The sequence below is a fragment of the Gordonia sp. SID5947 genome (assembly GCF_009862785.1).
Taxonomy (GTDB): Bacteria; Actinomycetota; Actinomycetes; order Mycobacteriales; family Mycobacteriaceae; genus Gordonia.
In genome coordinates, this window is record NZ_WWHU01000001.1 from 1,276,025 (window position 1) to 1,295,481 (window position 19,457).

A 19,457-nucleotide genomic window follows, 5' to 3' on the forward strand; every position below is an offset into this window, starting at 1 on the left:
TCCTCACTTGGAGGTCGAGCGGGCTGCCCGCTACGACCTCGGTTTACGTTAGAAACGCGCTCATCGTGGGTACTTCACGGTGTGCTCATGTCTTCTGCTACCTGTTCCGGCCGTTGAGGCCATCTACTTCGGTGATCCCACCGATTGCTTCGGCGAGGTCGTCGGGTTCCACGGTCAGACCGGGCGCCCGAAGTGCCGAGGGAAATGCCTTGCGTCGCACCGCGGCGGATAGACAGTCCCGCTGCGGGTGCAACCAGGCACCCCGTCCCGGCATGGTCTTCGCGAGATCGACCACCGTCACCGGCGGACCGTCACCCCGACGGGCGACAATCCGGACCAGGGCCGTTGCCTCGGCACGCTGCCGACATCCGACACACGTTCGGACAGGTCCGCGGATGGCCGAACCATCTCGCGCGGTCCCGTCCTCGGCTGATGTCGGGAGAGTTCGCTGAACCATCGATCAGTCTAGCGCGCCCTTGCTCATCTCCGGCAACCGGCTGCTCAGTCGGCGTGCGGGACGTCGGGTGCGTGGCCCCGCGGTGCGGACGGCGCCGGATCGGCATCTGACCGGATGTCGATCCGCCAGCCGGTCAGGCGTGCGGCGAGCCGCGCGTTCTGACCTTCCTTGCCGATCGCCAACGACAGCTGATAGTCCGGCACCACCACCCGGCCGGCCTTGGTCGCCAGGTCGATCACCTCGACCGAGACAACCTTCGCCGGCGACAGCGCATTCCCGACGAACACAGCGGGATCGGTGTCGTAGTCGATGATGTCGATCTTCTCGCCGGCGAGCTCACTCATCACGTTGCGGACGCGCTGGCCCATCGGGCCGATGCAGGCGCCCTTCGCGTTGAGCCCGCTGACACCGGTGTGCACGGCGATCTTCGAGCGGTGCCCCGCCTCACGGGCCACCGCGACGATCTCCACGGACCCGTCCTCGATCTCGGGGACCTCGAGCGAGAACAACTTGCGGACGAGGTTCGGGTGGGTGCGCGACAGCGTGATCTGCGGGCCGCGCGGCCCCCTCGAGACCCCGACGACATAACACTTGATGCGGTCACCGTGGGTGTAGGTCTCGCCCGGCACCTGCTCGGCGGGTGGGATCACGCCTTCTGCAGCGTTTGCGTCGCTCCCGATCGCCACGACGATCATGCCGCGGGCATTCGCACGCGCATCCTGCTGTACGACGCCGCCGACGATCTCGCCCTCGTGCGTGACGAAATCACCGAAGTTCTTCTCGTTCTCGGCATCGCGCAGCCGCTGGAGGATCACCTGGCGGGCAGTTGTGGCCGCGATCCGGCCGAAGCCCTCCGGGGTGTCGTCCCACTCGTGCACGACCTCGCCGGCGTCGTCGAGCTCCTGCGCCATCACCCGCACCGCACCGGTCTTGCGGTTGACGTCGATGCGGGCATGCGGCATGAACCCGTCGGTGTGGCGGTAAGCGGTCAACAGCGCGGTCTCGATCGCGGTGATGACCGTGTCGATCGAGATACCCTTGTCCGCCTCGATCATGCGGAGCGCGTTGATATCGATGTTCATGCGGTTGAGCTCCTATTCATTTGTCGCTTCGTATTCATTTTTCCGTTTCGATTGTGCGCAGATCCGCAACGTTCGTGAAGCCGGAGGTCCCGGCGTGTCGGTTCAGGATTCGGATCGTCTGCGGCGGATCTCGTCGGCGTCGAGTCCGCACATCTCCAGCTCGGTGGCGCTCGGCTTACCGAAATCGACCTGCACCACCGCCGTCGTCACCGAGTCGAGCGAGACCGTCTCGGTCCGGATTCGCCCGCGGTCGTTGACCACGAGCACGACCTGGCCGTCGTCGATTGCACCGGCACGGCCTGTGATGCGACGAGGCGACGCACCCTCGCCGGAAGAGATCTCGACCGCGACCTTGCGGCCACGGGCGCGCTGCCAGTGCCGCGGGGCGGTCAGCGGCCGGTCCACGCCCGGTGACGTGACCTCGAGGGCGTACACGGCGTCCGACGTCGACGGCGCGGCGTCGAGAAGTTCGGAGAGTTCACGACTCAGGTCGGCGAGGACATCGAGATCACTGCCTCCGTCCCGATCGACCACGACGCTGACCTCGGTGCCGTCGGCCACCGCGGTGACGACGACGTCCTCGAGATCGAACCCTCGACCGGTGACCACTGGTTCGACGAGTCGACTCACCTGCTCGGCAGTGATCAGCACGGGCGCGCTCCTCGTCTTCAGTTGTCCCGACGGCCCCTCCCCGGGGCGGCCGCTGGGCGGCCGGTCGGCCGGTGAGACGCAATCATCCTAGTGGATCCGGATCGGTTCGGGCGCCGGGCCCGGACCCACCGGACATGCACGCTGCGCCCGTCCCGGGCCTCGCCACATCTACTGGCATCATGTGTCGCGTGACCTCCCCTCTGACGCGCCGTGCGGTTCTGCGCGGCGGCATCGCCGTGACCGTCGGGACCGTCGCCGCGGTAACGGTGTCGGCCTGTGACAGCGGACCGTCTCCCGAGCAGATCACCGCGGCGGCACTCGTGCCCCTCGCCGATGCGGCACTCGCCGACCAGGCCGCGGCTCAGGCGCTGGCGCCGCGGACACCCGAGTACGCGAATGCGCTCGGCGTCGTGGCCGAGCAGCGCGGTGAGCACGCCCGAGTCCTTCGTGAGGAGATCACCCGCCTCGACGAGCAGACCGCCGGACGGATCGCCGCCACACCCGGCGCAGCGTCATCGCCCGCCGCGTCTGCCTCTCCGGGCAGTTCGCCGGTGCCGACGCCCGCGCCGGCCGCCACCACCGTCGACGCATTACGCACACAGCTCGCGCGGTCTGCCCGCACGGCAGGCGCCGCGAGCGTCGATCTGAGCGGGTATTCCGCAGGCCTCGCCGGTGCCGTCAGTGCGTCGGTGACCAGCATGGTGGAGGTGCAACTCGGATGACAGCCACGACCGATGCACTCGCCGCGGCAGTTGACGCGGAGAACGCGGCGATCTTCACCTACGGAGTGTCCACGGCCTTCGTCTCCGCCGCACGGCGCGACACCGTCGCCGAGTACGCCGCAGCCCACCGGGCCCGTCGCGACGAGCTCGCGGCGGCACTGGATGCAGCCAAGGCGACGGTTCCCGAGTCGGCCGCCGGTTACACGCTGCCGCTGACCGTCGACGATTCGGTCTCGGCGGTGAAGGCACTCCTCATGGCCGAGGTCGACTGCACCGTCGCGTATCGCGCGCTCATCGAACGTGCCGAGGACGGCGCCGTCCGACGGCTCGGACTCGACGGGCTCAGCGACTCGTCGGTGCGGGCGGGCACGTGGCGGGTCGCCGTGCGGATCTCACCGGCGACGGTCGCCTTCCCCGGGCGTCCCGGCTGATCGTCCGCGGTCCGCTCAGCCGCGGGCGGCCGCAATGACCGTCGGCACGGCCTCGCCGACGGCGACCTCGGTGGTCTCGCCGGTGAACCGATCGCGAATCTCGATGGTGCCGTTGGCATAACCGCGCCCGACCACCACGACGACGGGCATCCCGAGCAGTTCGGCATCCTTGAACTTCACGCCCGGCGATGCCTTGCGGTCGTCCAGCAGGACCGACAGCCCGGCCGCGTCGAGGTCTTCGGCCAACTGGTGCGCGCCGGCGATCGCGGCATCGTCCTTGTTGGCGATCACGAGATGCACACCGAACGGCGCGACCGACCGCGGCCACCGCAGACCCTTCTCGTCGTGGCATTGCTCGGCGATCACCGCGACGAGCCGCGAGACCCCCACACCGTATGAACCCATGGTGAGGCGGACCGGCTTGCCGGTCTCGCCCAGGACGTCGACGTCGAAGGCGTCGGTGTACTTCTGGCCCAACTGGAAGATGTGGCCGATCTCGATGCCCTTGGCGGACACCAGTGAACCCTTGCCGTCGGGCGACGGATCACCGTCGCGCACCTCGGCCGCCTCCACCGTGCCGTCGGGTGTGAAGTCGCGACCGGCCACCAGTCCGACATAGTGTTTCCCTCGCTCGTCGGCGCCGGTGATCCACGACGTGCCGTCCACCACACGGGGGTCCACGAGATACTTGATCCCGTTGGCCGCCAGACCCTTCGGGCCGATGTACCCCTTTACCAGGAACGGGTTCGCGGCGAAATCCTCATCGGTGAGCAACTCCACCTCGGCCGGTTCGACGGCGGCCTCGAGGCGCTTCATGTCGACATCGCGATCTCCCGGGACACCCACACCCGTGATCTCCCAATCGCCGCCCGACCGGCGAATCTTCACCATCACGTTCTTCAACGTGTCGGACGCACCGTAGGTCGACTCGAGGGTCGCGTTCGCCCACTGCACGAGCGTCTCGATGGTCGGCGTGTCCGGCGTGTCGTGTACCTCGGCCGCGGGCAGACCGTCGAACGGGATCGACTCGGGTGCGGGTGTGACGACCGCCTCGACGTTTGCCGCATAGCCCGATTCGATGCATCGCACGAATGTGTCCTCGCCCACCTCGCTCTCCGCGAGGAACTCCTCGGACGCGCTGCCCCCCATCGCCCCAGATGTCGCGGCGACGATCACGTAGCGGACCTCGAGGCGGCGGAAGATCTTCTGATACGCCTCCCGGTGGGCGTTGTAGGACGCCTTGAGACCGTCGTCGTCGAGATCGAAGGAGTAGGCGTCCTTCATGACGAACTCGCGGCCGCGCAGGATGCCGGCACGGGGCCGCTCTTCGTCCCGATACTTTGTCTGGATCTGGTAGAGGATGACCGGCAGATCTTTGTACGACGAATACTCGCCCTTGACCAGCTGGGTGAACAACTCCTCGTGCGTCGGGCCGAGCAGCATGTCCGCGCCCTTGCGGTCCTTGAGCCGAAACAGGCTGTCGCCATACTCGGTCCACCGGCCCGTGGACTCATAGGGGTCGCGCGGCAGCAGCGCGGGCAGCAGGATCTCCTGCGCACCGATCGCAGTCATCTCCTCCCGAACGACGTTCTCGACCGCCTTGAGCACGCGCAGCCCCAATGGCAGCCAGCTGTAGACGCCGGGGGCGGTGCGGCGGACGTAACCCGCCCGGACCAGCAGTTTGTGGCTGGGCACCTCGGCGTCGGCCGGATCGTCGCGGAGAGTGCGCAGGAACAGGGTCGACATCCGTGTGATCACGGGGTTCACCTTAGTCGGGAGCCTCAGGGCACAGCCTTGCGGCATGGGACTGTTCCCGGCCCGACCGTCCCGCACCGATAAGGTGTTGCGGTGCTCGTCATCCTGCCTCCCTCCGAGACCAAATCCGACGGCGGGCGAGGCGCTCCACTGGATCTGGACACCCTGTCGTTCACCGACCTGAATCCGATCCGCAAGCGCATCGCGGAGGCGATCGTCGATCTGGCAGGCGACCTCGACGCCAGCCGGGAGGCGCTCGGACTCGGCCGCACCCAGCTCTCTGAGATCGACCGCAACGCGGACCTCTGGCTCGCGCCTACCCGACCCGCGATCGAGCGCTATACGGGCGTGCTCTACGACGCGCTCGACCATGGATCGCTGACCCGCGCCGGTAAGACCAAGGCCGCCGACCGCCTCGCCGTCGGCTCGGCCTTGTTCGGAGTGGTTCGCGCACCGGACCGGATCCCTGCGTACCGCTTGTCGGGCGGGTCGAAGCTCCCGGGCATGCCGACCTTGGCGTCCGTGTGGAAGCCAGACCTGTCCGCGGCCCTCGAGGGCGTCGGCGATTTCGTGGTCGACCTACGGTCCGGCATCTACCAACAGCTCGGCCCGATTCGGGGGGCGGTGACGGCCACGGTCGTCACCGAGGGGGCTGACGGTGCCCGAAAGGTGGTCAGCCACTTCAACAAGCACTACAAGGGACTGATGGCCCGCGAGCTGGTGCGGACCCGACGAAACGTACGGGACATCGACACGCTGGCCGCGGTATTGGCCGACGCCGGTCAGCGGGTGGAGATCGCCGACGCCCACACGATCGTCGTCGTCACCGATTGACCGGCACGTTCAGTCGAACGTGAACCGGGTGGCACCACCCGGAGCCACCGTCAGCAACGCAGTGGCCGCGTGCGCAGTGACGCGGTAGACGTGCCAGGGCGGTGGGCCCGCCGACGGGGCGCTGAGATCCGCGGTCAGCGCGATCCCGCTCTCGTCGACGCGACACGGCCAGTCGACAGCCCACAGGACGGCCAGATCGGCGACGACGTCGGGGTCTGCGACGCGGTGCGCCTCCCCCTCGACGACGAGGTCGTATTCGCCCATCGCGAGCGACATCGTGCATCTGGGATCGCGGGCCACGTTGCGTCCCTTGCGGGTGGCAGCGCCCGTCTCGAACCACAGCGCACCGTCATGCCAGAGCGCACCCACCCCGGCCACGTGAGGACGTCCGTCGGCGTCGATGGTCGCCAGCCACCACGTGTGGCGGTCGGGTCCGCCGGTCCCGGGCACCTGTGACACGCCCTCGTCGAGTCGCGCGGCGATCGGGTCCCAATCGAGCTCCGCGAGTTCGTACAGGTCCGCCAGATTCTTCGTCCTCATACAAGGGATGACCGGCTCTTCGGAGAAAAGTCATCGTCTCCGGTCGTGGCCGGGCTTCGCCTCCGTCGATCAGTGCTCGTCGACGTCGAGAGACGCGTTCGCGGCCTCCTGGGCGGCTTGCCCTTCGGCCACTTCCTCGGGGGTGAACCGCATGAAGAGCACTACGACCGCGGCGAGCACCGCGATGCCCGCACAGCAAGCGAACGCGAGGCCGTATCCACTCGCCTGGGCAGCCAGCTCGGTCGGGTTCATCTCCTCGACAGGACGGGTGGTCCCGCCCTCCGACAATGCCCGTGATGTGACGGCGGCACCGACGGCGACGAGTCCGATGGCTCCACCGAGATTCTGCGCGACCTGTGCGAGCGCGGTGAGCGGGCCGATCTCGGTCGGCCCGACACCCGCCACCACGGCCAGCGTGAGGGGGATGACCGCGAAACCGACACCGAATCCGATGACGACGACGGGTAGCGCGATGCTCGGGAAGTATCCGGGGGTACCGGTGGCGATCGACGACGCGTACAGACAGCCCGCGAGGATGATCGCGCCGCCCACCAGCACCAGCCATCGCGGCTGGATCATCAAGGCAAGTTTCGAGGCGATCGCGGCGGCCACCCCGAGCCCGAATGCGAACGGGACGACGGCGAGTCCGCTCTGGATCGGCGAGTACTTGAGGATGCCTTGCAGGTACAGGGAGATGAACACCGCCATGCACATCATGATCATGCTGGCCAGGAAGATCGCGGCCAGCGCGGCAACGCGATTGCGGTTCTCGAAGATGACAAACGGCAGGATCGGGTTGCTGGCCCGCCGCTCCACGAAGACGAAGGCGATCAGCGCAAGTGCGCCCAGGATGAACGAGCCGACGACGACCGGGCGGGCCCACCCGCTCGGGCCCTCGTTGACCGCGAGCACCAGCAACGAGCAGCCGAGGGTCGCGAGGATCGCCCCCGGCACGTCCAGCGAGAGTCGCTCACCTTGGGACTCGCGGAGTACCGCGAGTGCGCCTGCGGCGACGAGCACCCCGATCGGCACATTGATCAAGAACACCAGCCGCCACGACACCTGCGTGAGGACCCCGCCGAGGATCAGACCGGCGACGGACCCGACGCCGGTCATCGCGGCGTAGATCGCAAACGCCTGACTGCGGGCCTTACCCGGGGCAAACGTGGTCGCGACCAGCGCCATCGCGGTCGGTGCGGCGATGGCGGCCGACGCGCCCTGCAAGGCGCGACCGATGATCAGGCTCGGTTCGTTCCACGCGAGACCGCACAACAGGGATGTCGCGGTGAACGCGACCACGCCGATGATGAACATCCGCTTGCGACCGAAGGTGTCGCCGAGCCGCCCGCCGAGCAACATCAGCCCCCGAAGGCGAGCACATAGCTGCTGATGATCCAGTTCGCGCCGGATTCGGACAGTTGCAGTCCGTCACGGATTCGCGGCAGCGCCAGCGCCGCGACGGTGCCGTCGAGGACCATCAGCAGTTGCATCCCGCTGAGGACGATGATCGCCGGACCGAAGACGTTGCGGTATTCCGGCACGGCGGTGTGCCCGGGGCTCGACGTTTCCGGTGCGGACATAAAGCCCGACGCTACCGCCCCCGGAGTGGAATATGCCAATCGCCATTGGCCAGATGACGGGCGTCGCCGGAGGGTCGGATGTCAGGGACAGACGTCCAGGTCGGCCAGGTCGTCAGGGCATGGCGTCGGTGAAACCGGCAACGTCGCCGATCACCACGATCGCCGGCGGACGCAGATCCTGCTCCCGGGCGGTGGCGGCCGCGTTGACCAGGTCGGTCCGCAGCACACGTTGAGTGGGCAGGGATCCGTTCTCGATCATCGCAACCGGCGTCTGCGGCGGCTTTCCGCCCGCGAGCAGTGCGTCGGCGAACACGTCGACCCGTTCGACCGCCATCATCAGCACCAGGGTGCCCCGCAGGCGCGCGACAGCAGACCAATCGATCAGCGAATCGGGGTGGCCGGGCGGGACGTGCCCGGAGGCGATGACCACCTCATGGGTGACACCGCGATGGGTGACCGGGATGCCCGCCGATGCCGGCGCGGCGATCGGACTGCTGATACCCGGGACGACGGTGACCGGCACCCCGGCCTCGACGCACGCCTGGACCTCTTCGAATCCGCGACCGTAGACATATGGATCGCCGCCCTTGAGTCGGACCACGAACTTCCCGGCCCTGGCCCGATCCACCAGCACGGCGTTGATGGCCTCTTGTTTCATCGCGCGCCCATAGGGCACCTTCGCGGCGTCGACGATCTCGACCTGCGGCCCCAGCTCGGCGAGCAGCTGGGGCGGCGCCAGGCGGTCGGCCACCACCACGTCGGCTGCCTGTAGGAGCTTCTGACCCCGCACGGTGATCAGGTCCGGATCGCCCGGCCCGCCACCGACCAGCGCGACGCCCGGCGGGTGGGGCGCATCGTCGGCGACGGTCAGCGACCCCTCCGCCAGGGCGCGGCCGATCGCCGCGCGCAAGGCAGCCGACTGACGGTGGTCTCCACCTGCGAGGACCCCGAACTGGAGATCCCGATGCCGACCGGAAGCCGGTGTGACTGCCGTGCCGAATCGCGCATCGTCGGTACGGACGCAGAACGTGTGACGGGCCTCGGCGTCGGCGACGACCCGCGCGTTGACCTCTGGATCGTCGGTGCAAGCCATCACGTACCAGGCCCCGTCGAGATCGGTCTCCCGATATGCGCGGCGGTCCACCGTGACACCGGGAGTCGATTCGACCGCGGGAGTCGGGTCGATCGCCACGACATGCACCCGTGCCCCTGCGGCGACGAGATTCGGCAGACGCCGTTGGGCCACCGATCCCCCGCCGACGAGAACGACCTTGCGACCGATCAGATCGAGGCCGACAAGGTAGTGACCGCCCGACGAGCCGTCTGCGGATGCTGGTGCCGACATGAGCCACGAGCCTACCGTCCGGACCACGGCCGTTCGCGGTGAGGACGGCGCTCCGGTCACCGGGCCTGTCGTGCCGTCCGAACGACGCGAACACGGTGATACGTTGCGGGGCACCGTCACGTAACCGACGTCACAAAGGGGTGGACCGATGACGAAACCGTCGACCACGACGACGATCGCCGATCTGCTCGCCGCGCGCGCCGACGATCCGGGCACCGCACTGTTGTCGGGTGACGACGCGTGGACGTGGCGGGAGTTCGTCGCGGAGTCGACCGTACGGGCCGCAGCGCTGCGCGAACTGTCCCGCGACGCGTCCGGCCCGTGGCACGTCGGCATCCTGATGGACAACGACCCCGAGTACCTGTTCCTCATCGCCGGTGCCGCGCTTGCCGGGGTGACCGTGGTCGGTGTCAATCCGACCCGCCGCGGCGCCGAACTCGCCGCCGACGTCGCACGGACGGACTGTGGACTGATCGTCGTCGGGGCCTCGCGCCGTGAGTTGGTAGCCGACTGCGGCGACGTCGAGATACTCGACACCGCTTCCACGGCCTACGCCGCTGTACTCGACGAGCATCGTCACGCTCGTATCGACGATTTCCGCGCCTTCCGGGGCGTCAATCACGACCTGTTGCTGCTGTTCACCTCGGGGTCGACGGGCGCGCCGAAAGCAGTGATCTGCAGTTCGGCACGGCTCGCGGCGATCGGCGAACTCAATGTTCGCGGCCTCGGCCGCGACGATGTCGCTTACAGCGCGATGCCGCTCTTCCATGGCAACGCACTGATGAGCGCCTGGGCGCCGATTCTCGCCCATGGCGGCACGTTCGCGATCCGTCCCCGGTTCAGCGCCTCCGGGTTTCTCCCCGATGTGCGGCGTTTCGGCGCCACGTTCTTCAACTACGTGGGCCGGTCGCTGACCTATATCCTGGCGCAACCCGAGTCTTCCGACGAGTCGCGCACCGACCTCCGGCTCGGCTTCGGGACCGAGGCGTCTGCCGTCGACCGCGAGGAATTCACGCGGCGGTTCAACTGCCGGATCATCGAGTCCTACGGTTCCTCCGAGGGGGTATGCGTCATCCTGCGTGACCCCGACACCCCGCCCGGGGCCCTCGGGGCCCCCCGGACCGAGATGGGCCTGGAGATCCTGCACAACGATGGGACTCCATGTCGTGCAGCAATTTTCGACGTGAACGGCATCATGACCAACGCCGAGGACGCAATCGGCGAGATCGTCGCGCGCGGCGGCGGCGCCCGATTCGAGGGCTACTACAACAACCCCGACGCCACCGCCGAGAAGATCCGCGACGGCGACTACTGGTCGGGCGACCTCGCATACCGGGACAGCGCGGGCGTCTTCTGGTTCGCCGGGCGCACCGGTGACTGGATTCGCGTCGACTCCGAGAACTTCGCCACCGCGCCACTCGAACGGATCGTATCCAGGTTCCCCGGTCCCCGAGGTGTTGCCGCTTACGGCATCCCTGATCCCCGCACCGGCGACCGGGTGATGATCGCCCTGGAGATGGCCGCCGATGACTTCGACCCAGATACCTTCGCCGAGTTCCTTTCCGCACAGCCCGATCTCGGAACCAAGTGGACGCCGTCGTTGGTACGACTGACCTCTGCACTCCCCCTGACCGCCACCCGCAAACTGGACAAGCCCGCATTGCGACGTGCGGCCTGGGCCACCGACGATCCGATCTTCGAGTTCCGTGACGGCGACTACCACCCGTTCGACGCCCGCCGGGCCGACGAGCTCGCCGACGAATTCCGCAAACACGGTCGGGCAGAACTTCTTCCGCAGGCGCGGGCGGTCTGACGGAGTCGCCGACCGACCGGCCCGTCAGCGCTCGACGACTCCGCCTGCCCTGGCCTGCTGTCGGAGCAGAGCGCGCTCACGGGATTCCTCGAACCTGCGCACCTTGACGGTCATCTCTCCCAGAAAGCCGTCGAGCAGTTCCCGATAGTGCTCACCGAGCGGACCGAAGTCGTCGCGTTCGAAGATCCGCCACTTGCGCAGCACGGGCATCACCACCTCCGACATGTGCTGTGGCAGATCGTAGATACCGCCCTTGGCGATCAGAACCGCATTGCGGCGGAAGTTGGGCATCGTCGCGCCGGGCATCTGGAAATTCGAGACGATGCCGTAGATGGCGGCCATCGCCTGATCCGGGACGAGGTCGAGCGCACCGTCGACGATGTTGCGGTAGAAGAGCATGTGCAGGTTCTCGTCCGCGGCGACGCGCTGCAACATGCGGTCCGCGATCGGGTCACCGCAGGCCTTGCCGGTGTTGCGATGTGAAACCCGGGTGGCGAGTTCCTGAAAGCTGACATAGCTGACGGCGTAGAGCATGTCGAAGCTGTGATCTCGCTGACCGTCGTCCTCGGGCAACGGGTTGAAGCCGTGCGTCATGTGCTGCATCCGGATGTGCTCCAACTCCACCGGATCCACGCCGCGGGTGACCACGAGATAGTCGCGCATCACCACCGAGTGACGCATCTCCTCGGCAGTCCAGCGACCCACCCAGAAGCCCCAGGCGTCGTCGAGACTGAAGTTGTCGGCGATCACGCGGTGATATGACGGCAGGTTGTCCTCGGTCAGGAGGTTGGTGATCATGGCAGCCTTGGCCGTCTCCGACAGCGCGGACTGCGACGGATCCCAGTCCGCGCCGCCGAGCGCGGCGAAGTTGCGGCCGTCGTCCCACGGGACGTAGTCGTGGGGATGCCAGTCCCTGGTCATCGTCATGTGTCGCTCGACCTCGGTCTCGCAGACCGGGAGCAACTCCCGCAACAGGTCCGATCCGGTCATCGAAGTCTCTGGGCTCGCCGGTGAACTGATCAGGCTGGTCATCGCTCTCCCTCATGGGTCGCACTTGCTGTCCGCACATCGCGGATGTGAACCAACTCTGCGCGTCCGACGTCGTCACCACGTGAGCACTAAGTCCCGGATCCACTGGGTCTCAGGTCGTCAAAGCTCATGTCCGCCGTGTCGTCTGGACCTGCGGTACCGTCGACTGCATGTCTGCCGATGCCGCACCGGGCGGTGCGCCGGACCAACCGGTCCGCGTCTACCTCGTCGACGACCACGAATTGGTCCGCCGCGGTCTGCGTGATCTGCTGAGCACCTCCGAGGACCTGGAGGTGGTCGGCGAAGCCGCGTCGGTGGGAGAGGCCGAGGTCGGCATCCTCGCCACCAAGCCGGATGTCGCGGTGCTCGATGTGCGCCTCCCCGACGGTAACGGCGTGGAACTCTGCCGTGACGTGCGTGCACAGGAGCCGTCGGTGCACTGCCTGATGCTGACCAGTTACGCCGACGACGACGCCCTGCTCGCGGCGGTCCTGGCCGGTGCGTCCGGCTTCGTTCTCAAACAGATCCTCGGTCACGACCTCGTCGCTGCGGTCCGAACGGTCGGGCGCGGCGGCTCGCTGCTCGACGATCGCAGCACGGCCGCTCTCCTCGCCAAGCTGCGCGACGGCAAGGGCTCGGCCGCCGATCCTCTCGTCGACCTCACCGCCCAGGAACGCGAGGTGTTCAACCACATCGGCGACGGACTCACCAACCGCCAGATCGCCGAACGGATGTTCTTGGCGGAGAAGACGATCAAGAATTATGTTTCCCGCATCCTGTCGAAACTCGACATGCAACGCCGCACGCAGGTCGCCGTGATGGCGACCAAGCTGCGCGACGGCAAGATGTGAAACCCCCGTAGACAGGGCGAACGACAAGCCTGCGGCCGGACCTAGCCGGTCAGCGGGACCGTCCACGTCAATGTGGTGCCCGCACGCGGCCGGGTCTCCACGCTGAACACGCCGTCGCACTCCTCGGCCCGTCGTGTCAGGTTGTCGAGGCCGCGATAGACCACATCGGAGCCGATGCCCACCCCGTCGTCGCTGATCTCGACCGACAACACATTGTCGTCGGCGCTCACCGAGACATCGATGTGCCGTGCCCGCGCATGCCGGAGCGCGTTGGACAAACCCTCGCGCAGGACCGCATCGATGTGCGGGCCCAACGATTCGGGGACCACGGTGTCCACCGGGCCCGCAAACGCGACGCCGGGCGCGATCGGTGCGTGCGCGGCCAGTTCGGACACGATGTCGAGGACACGGCGGCGCAACGTGGTGGTGTCGTGATGTCCGGGAACCGTCTGAAGGTCGAAGATGGATGTCCGGATCTGCGCGATGGTCCGGTCGAGGTCGGCGATCACCTGCTCCAGCCGGGCCGTGGTGGCACGTCCCGGTTCCGACGCGTCGGCATGGTCATCCGACGCATGTGTGGCCATCAGCGTCTGTACGGACATCCCGATCGCGAACAGCCGCTGGATCACGTGGTCGTGCAGGTCCCGCGCGATACGATGCCGGTCCGCGAGCACCTCCAGGTCACGAGCGACCTGTTGCTGCTCGGCGTAGGCGACCGCCAGCGAGGCCACCTCCGCGACGCCCGCGAGCCCCGACGCATCTTCGTCATCCCATCGCGGTGGCTCGCGGTGGGTGATCACGATCCAACCGAAGGTCCCCGCCGCTCGCTGCAACGGCTGCAGCGTGGCCCACCTGGCTCCACCTCGGACCAGTTCGGACGGCAGGTCCGCGATGGGCCGAACCGTGTGGATGTCATTGGACGGCAACGATATATCCGTCGAGCCCACGGCCCGGCCGGTATGACCGACCACCTCCACCACCCCGGTCCCGCCGGTGAGGATGAAGACATCCACACCATGGGCGAGCTCTGCGACATCGTCACACAGCCGGGACAGCGTGTCGTCCAGCGCGATTCCCGCCAGCGGCTCGGACCCTCGACGAGCGATGACCTGCATCCACCGGTGGCGGGTACGGGCGCGTTCGAACAGCCGGGCGTTGTCCACGGCGATCCCGGCCGCCACGGCGAGCACCGCCACCAGGGTCTCGTCGATCTCCCCGAACTCCTCCGCGGACTGTTTCTCCGTCAGATAGATGCTGCCGAACACCGAACCACGCACGATGATCGGCGCACCGAGGAAGGTGTTCATCGGCGGATGACCATCGGGAAAGCCCACCGACGCAGGGTGTTTTGCCAGCGTCGGGATTCTCAACACCTGCGGTTGCTCGATGAGCAGGCCCAGCACCCCGCGGCCGACCGGAAGATGATCCATCCGTGCGCGCTGGGCTTCGCTGATCCCGGTGTAGACGAAGGCGCTGAGCCCGCCATCGGGTCCGCGGACGCCGAGCGCCCCGTATCGGGCGTCGACCACGGCGGTCGCCACCTCCACGATCCGCTGCAGAGCCTGATCGAGTTCGAGCCCCTGCCCGACGACGAGCACCGCCTCGAGGAGGTCGCGCAGGATCGCGGGATCGTCGACGCCGTGCCGGGCGAGGGCGTCGAGAGCCTCGGCGAGTCCCTGGTTCCTCATCCGGCCCGCTCCGCCTCCACGTCTCGCACCGGCGCCGTGTCCCGGGCGGTGCGGGCCGCCGCCACGAACCGCGTCACGGCCGCGGGGTATCCGGCCGGGTGGACATGAAGGTACGACGCATGAACAGATGAGCCGACGACACCGTGCGTACCGGGTGTCCCCTGGTGATCGCGCCACGCCCATGCCGCCGTGCTCGCGCGGTTGATCTCGACGGTCGACCGGTGGAACTCGTGACCGGTGACCCGCTCACCCGCCACGAACGCGACCGAATCCGCGACCGCCACCGCATCACGGTAACCGAGCGTGAGGGCCGGACCGAACCGACCGACCATGTCGATCACGCCGGCCATCGGATGGCCGTCGAGTTCGGTTGCCAGATAGAGCAATCCAGCACATTCCGCCAGGATCGGACGGCCGGACCGAGCATGATCGGCGAGCCCACTGCGCAATGGCTCGTTCGCCGACAGCGCCTCGGCATGTTCTTCGGGGAAACCACCCCCGACGACGACGGCATCGGTTTCGGGCGGCAGCGGATCGTGGAGCGGGTCGAAACCCACCACCTCCGCGCCTGCCGCCGTGAGCAATTCGCTGTGTTCGGCGTAGCCGAAGGTGAACGCGGCACCACCCGCGACGGCCACCACCGGTCGGCGTTCGCCACGGCCTGTGCCGGCACCGCTCTCGGTCCCCGCGACCGCGTCCGCCGCAGACCACGCGTCGACCGGTCGTTGCCGACGGGTCCGGGCCGCCGCCACGATCGACGGGAGATCCAGGGCCGCACCGACCGTGGCGGTCATCGCCGCGACCGCTCGAACCGCGTCGTCGCGACGTTCGGCAGCGGGGATCAACCCGAGATGCCGCGACGGCACCTGCAGATCCGGATTCCGGCGCAGCACCCCGAACACCGGCAGACCGGCACGCGCACATGCCTGACGCAGGACGGCCTCGTGCCGGTCCGACCCCACCCGGTTGAGGATCACCCCGGCGATGTGGATCGACGGGTCGTACCCGACGAAGCCGTGCAGGAGTGCCGCGACGGATTGGCTGTGGCCGGCGGCGTCGACCACCAGGACGACCGGCGCACCTATCAGGCGGGCGACATGGGCTGTCGATCCGAACCCGCTGGGATCGCCGCTGTCGGCGTCGGCGAGGATGCGGCCGTCGAACAGTCCCATCACCCCCTCCACCACGGCGATGTCGGCGGTCCGGGTCGCCGCGGCGAACAGCGGACCGACGAGATCGGTCCCGACCAGGTTGGGATCGAGATTGCGACCGAGCACACCGGCGGCGACGCCATGGTAGCCGGGGTCGATGTAGTCGGGGCCCACCTTGAACGGTGCGACCCGATGCCCGGCGGCCCGCAGTGCCCCGATCAGTCCGGTCGACACCGTGGTCTTGCCGCTCCCCGATGCGGGGGCGGCGATCACGATGGCCGGGACCGAACTCATCCCGGCCCATCCGATCGGTGGCGGACCGCCACCGTGGATGTTCTCACCACTCGATGCCCTTCTGCCCCTTACGACCTGCGTCCATCGGGTGTGCCACCTTGCGCATCTCGGTGACGAGATCGGCTGCGTCGGTCAGCGCCGACGGGGCCCGACGACCGGTGATGACCACGTGCTGCCGCCCCGGTCTGGCACCGAGTGTTGTCACCACCTCGTCGGTGTCGACCCACCCCCAGTCGAGTGGATAGGTGAACTCGTCCAACACGTAGAAGTCGTGCTGTTCGGCGGCCAGCCGCCGAGCGATCTCCGCCCATCCGGCACGCGCGGCCGCGGCGTGATCGGCATCGTGATCCTCGTTGGCCCGCAACCACGACCAGCCTTGGCCCATCTTGTGCCATTCGACCGGTCCACCGTCGCCGGTCTGCTCGTGCACAGCTCCCAGGGCCGTGAGCGCGCTCTCCTCACCGACACGCCACTTCGCGCTCTTGACGAACTGGAACACGGCGACCCGCATCCCTGCGTTCCATGCGCGCATCGCCATCCCGAACGCCGCCGTCGACTTGCCCTTGCCGTCTCCGGTGTGGACCGCGAGCACCGGCTGGTTCCGGCGCTGACGGGTGGTCAGCCCGTCATCGGGGATCGTTTCGGGTACTCCCTGCGGCACTGGCGTCTCCTGCCGTTTCTCGCTGGTGCAGAACAGTTCTCAGGCAGCTCGGCCCGGGCGGGCAAGCACGTCGGCGGTGAGTTCGTCCATCGGCAGGCAGCGTGCGCCCATTGCCGCGGCGAGGTCGCGCGCCAGACCGAGCCGGATCATGCCCTGCTCGCAGTCGACCACGACGGAGTCGAGGCCACGTCGGCCGATCGCGGCGGCCGCGGACCGTGCCCGAGCGGTCGCATCGGGACCGGCGGTCGCGCGTCCGTCGGTGAGGACCACCAACAACGGCCGGCGCTGCGGCTCCCGACGAGCGGCCCTCTCGATGAGTTCCACCGCGGCGCTGAGCCCTTCGGCCAGCGGGGTCCGACCGCCGGTTCGGATCTCGGCGAGGCGGCGCACGGCGATGTCGACCGACTTGGTCGGCGGCACCGCCACCGACGCCGACGCCCCGCGCGCGACCACCACTGCCACCCGATCGCGCCTGGTGTAGGAATCCCGCAGCAGGTCGACGCACACGCTGCTCACGGTGGTGAGTCGACGGCGGGCGGTCATCGAACCCGACAGGTCGACGAGGAAGACGACGAGGTTGCCCTCCTGACCGATGCGCTGGGCGGCACGCAGATCGTCTGCGCCCACCCGGACCGAGGCCGGAGCCCGCGATTCCGCGGAACTGTGATGCCGTTCCGCCGCATTGAGGATGGTGCCGAACAGATGAACGGGCCGGCCGTTCTCGAAGGCGGTCGCATGCGTGGTGTGTCCTCGACGGGACCGGGCACGCGACCGTCGTCCGGGATCGCCGTCGCCGACGCCGTCCACTCGGAGCCGACGGACGGTGGGTGCGGTCGCGCGGCTGGGCGGAGTTCCGAATCGCGCACCCGGCGCGGGTGCGTTCTCCTCGGCGTCGACGTCGCCACCCGCGTCGGCCTCCGGATCGCCGGTCGTCGCGCCGGAGTCCTCGGATCCGCGCGGGTTCTCGTCGCGAGTGCCGCCGTTGCCGTCCGGCCCCGGGTCGGTCGGATCCGGATCGTCGTCGGGCTCACCCGCACCGGCGGCCTCGTCGCCGGCGTTCATTGCGTCGTCGAGTTGTTCGTCGGTCAAACCGGATTCGTCGAACGGATTCCGGCGCCGCCGGTGTGGCAACGCCAGCTCGACGGCGATCCGGACGTCGTCCTCGGTCACCTCGACGGCCTCCCGCCATGCGGCGTGCGCTGCCGCGGTCCGCGCGACCACGATGTCGCCGCGTAACCCGTCGACATCGAGGTGGGCGCAGATCCCGGCGATCCGCCGCAGTTCCGTCGCGGGGATGGCGACCGACGACATGAGCTCGCGAGCAGTCCCGATCCGACGCGACAGTTCGTGCTCCGCCTCGCGATGACGCGCGACGAACTCTTCCGGGTCGGCATCGAATTCCATTCGGTGCGAGACGATCTCCACCCGCTCGGAGATGTCGCGGGCGGCGGCGACGTCCACCGCGAGGCCAAAGCGGTCGAGGAGCTGCGGCCGCAACTCGCCTTCTTCCGGGTTCATCGTCCCGACCAACACGAAGTCCGCAGACTGGGTGTGCGACACACCATCTCGTTCGATCGTGACACGCCCGCTGGCAGCGGCGTCGAGGAGAACGTCGACGAGATGATCGGCGAGCAGGTTGACCTCGTCGATGTAGAGCACCCCACCGTCGGCCCGGGCCAGCAGCCCGGGAGTGAACTCCGCTCGCCCCTCGCTGAGCACCGCGGTCAGATCGAGTGAACCGACGACGCGGTCCTCGGTGGCGCCGATCGGCAGTTCGACGACGCGACCACGGGAGTCGTCGACGGCCCGGGCGGGGTCGCCACCGAGCAGCGGGCCCAGCCCACGGACGATGGTCGACTTGGCGGTCCCCTTCTCACCGCGGATCAGCACACCACCGATCCCCGGCGAGATGGCGGATAGGATCAATGCGAGTTTCAACCGCTCCTGCCCGACGACGGCGCTGAAGGGGTAGTTGGTCGGGTTCGGTTCGCCCACCGAGCGATGACGACCGCTCATCGACCGGCGTCCGACGAGGCCGCGGTGCGATCGGCCGGTCCGCGGACCATCGACACGTGGGGGATGCCGTCCTCGAGGTACTCCTCACCCTCGGTCACAAAGCCGAACTTCGCATACATCTCGACGAGGTAGGCCTGCGCCTCGATCCGGCACCGATCATCGCCCACCTCGGCGAGCGCGGCCGACAGCAGGCGTGCGGTCAGACCTTCGCCCCGATGCGAGCGCTCGGTGCACACCCGGCCGATACGGAACACCGGCCGACTGTCCATCGAGGGCGGTTCGGTCAGCAGCCGCAGCGTGGCCACGACGCATCCCTCGGTGTCGGAGATCCAGAACTGGCGCGTGCTCGGCTCGAGGTCCCGGCCGTCGAGTTCCGGGTACGGACATGCCTGTTCGACGACGAAGACGTCCACCCGCAACCGCAGGATCTGGTACAGCGTGGCCGCACTGATCTCCGCGGCCGGGCTCTGGTGCAACTGCCCTACCGGAGTCATGGTGTCGTGACTATCACATCGGCGTTCGGTCGCACCAGCCACGCCCGCGACCGCCTCACGGCG

Annotated in this window: 17 protein-coding genes and 1 pseudogene; 5 read left to right on the forward strand and 13 right to left on the reverse strand. The window is 68.3% G+C overall.

Features of this window, described 5'->3' with window-relative positions:
• Positions 1–97 precede the first annotated feature (97 nt).
• The 3 genes from GTV32_RS05940 to rimP form a co-directional block, all read right to left on the reverse strand.
• Positions 98–457 (reverse strand): YlxR family protein, encoded by a 360-nt coding sequence (locus GTV32_RS05940; RefSeq protein ID WP_161059343.1) that lies wholly within the window; start codon positions 455–457, stop codon positions 98–100.
• A gap of 44 nt (positions 458–501) precedes the next feature.
• Entirely contained in the window at positions 502–1,539 is a 1,038-nt protein-coding gene (gene nusA / locus GTV32_RS05945; RefSeq protein ID WP_161059344.1) for a transcription termination factor NusA, read from the reverse strand.
• Between the two features lie 102 nt (positions 1,540–1,641).
• Complete coding sequence (rimP, locus tag GTV32_RS05950; protein ID WP_161059345.1) at positions 1,642–2,190, reverse strand: ribosome maturation factor RimP; 549 nt, start codon at positions 2,188–2,190, stop codon at positions 1,642–1,644.
• A gap of 179 nt (positions 2,191–2,369) precedes the next feature.
• On the opposite strand from rimP, the gene GTV32_RS05955 reads away from it, so the two are divergent.
• Complete coding sequence (locus tag GTV32_RS05955) at positions 2,370–2,912, forward strand: hypothetical protein (RefSeq protein ID WP_161059346.1); 543 nt, start codon at positions 2,370–2,372, stop codon at positions 2,910–2,912.
• The gene (locus tag GTV32_RS05960; RefSeq protein ID WP_161059347.1) at positions 2,909–3,343 is read left to right on the forward strand and encodes a ferritin-like domain-containing protein; all 435 of its coding nucleotides are present in this window, start codon (positions 2,909–2,911) and stop codon (positions 3,341–3,343) included. Before GTV32_RS05955 ends, GTV32_RS05960 begins: the two co-directional genes overlap by 4 nt.
• Before the next feature lie 15 nt (positions 3,344–3,358).
• Here the strand turns inward: GTV32_RS05960 and GTV32_RS05965 are convergent, their stop codons facing one another.
• The gene (locus GTV32_RS05965) at positions 3,359–5,089 is read right to left on the reverse strand and encodes a proline--tRNA ligase (RefSeq protein WP_161062375.1); all 1,731 of its coding nucleotides are present in this window, start codon (positions 5,087–5,089) and stop codon (positions 3,359–3,361) included.
• 102 nt (positions 5,090–5,191) lie between these two features.
• Between GTV32_RS05965 and yaaA the strand changes: the two genes are divergently transcribed.
• A complete protein-coding gene (gene yaaA / locus GTV32_RS05970) occupies positions 5,192–5,932 on the forward strand; it encodes a peroxide stress protein YaaA (protein ID WP_161059348.1) in 741 nt (246 codons plus the stop codon).
• 9 nt (positions 5,933–5,941) lie between these two features.
• Here the strand turns inward: yaaA and GTV32_RS05975 are convergent, their stop codons facing one another.
• The 3 genes and pseudogenes from GTV32_RS05975 to cobA all read right to left on the reverse strand — a co-directional run bounded on the left by GTV32_RS05975 (position 5,942) and on the right by cobA (position 9,397).
• The gene (locus GTV32_RS05975; protein ID WP_161059349.1) at positions 5,942–6,472 is read right to left on the reverse strand and encodes a pyridoxamine 5'-phosphate oxidase family protein; all 531 of its coding nucleotides are present in this window, start codon (positions 6,470–6,472) and stop codon (positions 5,942–5,944) included.
• A 69-nt stretch (positions 6,473–6,541) separates the two neighbouring features.
• Positions 6,542–8,052, reverse strand: a pseudogene (locus tag GTV32_RS05980) (DHA2 family efflux MFS transporter permease subunit).
• A 112-nt stretch (positions 8,053–8,164) separates the two neighbouring features.
• Entirely contained in the window at positions 8,165–9,397 is a 1,233-nt protein-coding gene (cobA, locus tag GTV32_RS05985; protein WP_161059350.1) for a uroporphyrinogen-III C-methyltransferase, read from the reverse strand.
• A gap of 148 nt (positions 9,398–9,545) precedes the next feature.
• On the opposite strand from cobA, the gene GTV32_RS05990 reads away from it, so the two are divergent.
• Entirely contained in the window at positions 9,546–11,210 is a 1,665-nt protein-coding gene (locus GTV32_RS05990) for an AMP-binding protein (RefSeq protein WP_161059351.1), read from the forward strand.
• 24 nt (positions 11,211–11,234) lie between these two features.
• Here the strand turns inward: GTV32_RS05990 and GTV32_RS05995 are convergent, their stop codons facing one another.
• Entirely contained in the window at positions 11,235–12,242 is a 1,008-nt protein-coding gene (locus GTV32_RS05995) for an acyl-ACP desaturase (RefSeq protein WP_161059352.1), read from the reverse strand.
• A gap of 167 nt (positions 12,243–12,409) precedes the next feature.
• On the opposite strand from GTV32_RS05995, the gene GTV32_RS06000 reads away from it, so the two are divergent.
• Positions 12,410–13,090: a response regulator transcription factor gene (locus GTV32_RS06000; protein ID WP_161059353.1), complete on the forward strand. Its 681-nt coding sequence runs from the start codon at positions 12,410–12,412 to the stop codon at positions 13,088–13,090.
• Between the two features lie 41 nt (positions 13,091–13,131).
• Here the strand turns inward: GTV32_RS06000 and GTV32_RS06005 are convergent, their stop codons facing one another.
• The 5 genes from GTV32_RS06005 to GTV32_RS06025 are packed head-to-tail and all read right to left on the reverse strand — an operon-like array spanning position 13,132 to position 19,394.
• Complete coding sequence (locus GTV32_RS06005; RefSeq protein ID WP_161059354.1) at positions 13,132–14,778, reverse strand: GAF domain-containing protein; 1,647 nt, start codon at positions 14,776–14,778, stop codon at positions 13,132–13,134.
• Positions 14,775–16,223 carry a cobyrinate a,c-diamide synthase gene (locus GTV32_RS06010; protein ID WP_161059355.1) on the reverse strand — a complete coding sequence of 483 codons (1,449 nt, stop codon included), beginning with the start codon at positions 16,221–16,223 and terminating at the stop codon, positions 14,775–14,777. Before GTV32_RS06010 ends, GTV32_RS06005 begins: the two co-directional genes overlap by 4 nt.
• A 43-nt stretch (positions 16,224–16,266) precedes the next feature.
• Complete coding sequence (cobO, locus tag GTV32_RS06015) at positions 16,267–16,884, reverse strand: cob(I)yrinic acid a,c-diamide adenosyltransferase (protein WP_161059356.1); 618 nt, start codon at positions 16,882–16,884, stop codon at positions 16,267–16,269.
• Positions 16,885–16,923: 39 nt separating this feature from the next.
• Complete coding sequence (locus tag GTV32_RS06020; protein ID WP_161059357.1) at positions 16,924–18,900, reverse strand: VWA domain-containing protein; 1,977 nt, start codon at positions 18,898–18,900, stop codon at positions 16,924–16,926.
• Positions 18,897–19,394, reverse strand: a complete 498-nt coding sequence (locus GTV32_RS06025; RefSeq protein WP_161059358.1) for a GNAT family N-acetyltransferase — start codon at positions 19,392–19,394, stop codon at positions 18,897–18,899. The genes GTV32_RS06020 and GTV32_RS06025 overlap by 4 nt, the downstream gene beginning before the upstream one ends.
• Between the last annotated feature and the right edge of the window lie 63 nt (positions 19,395–19,457).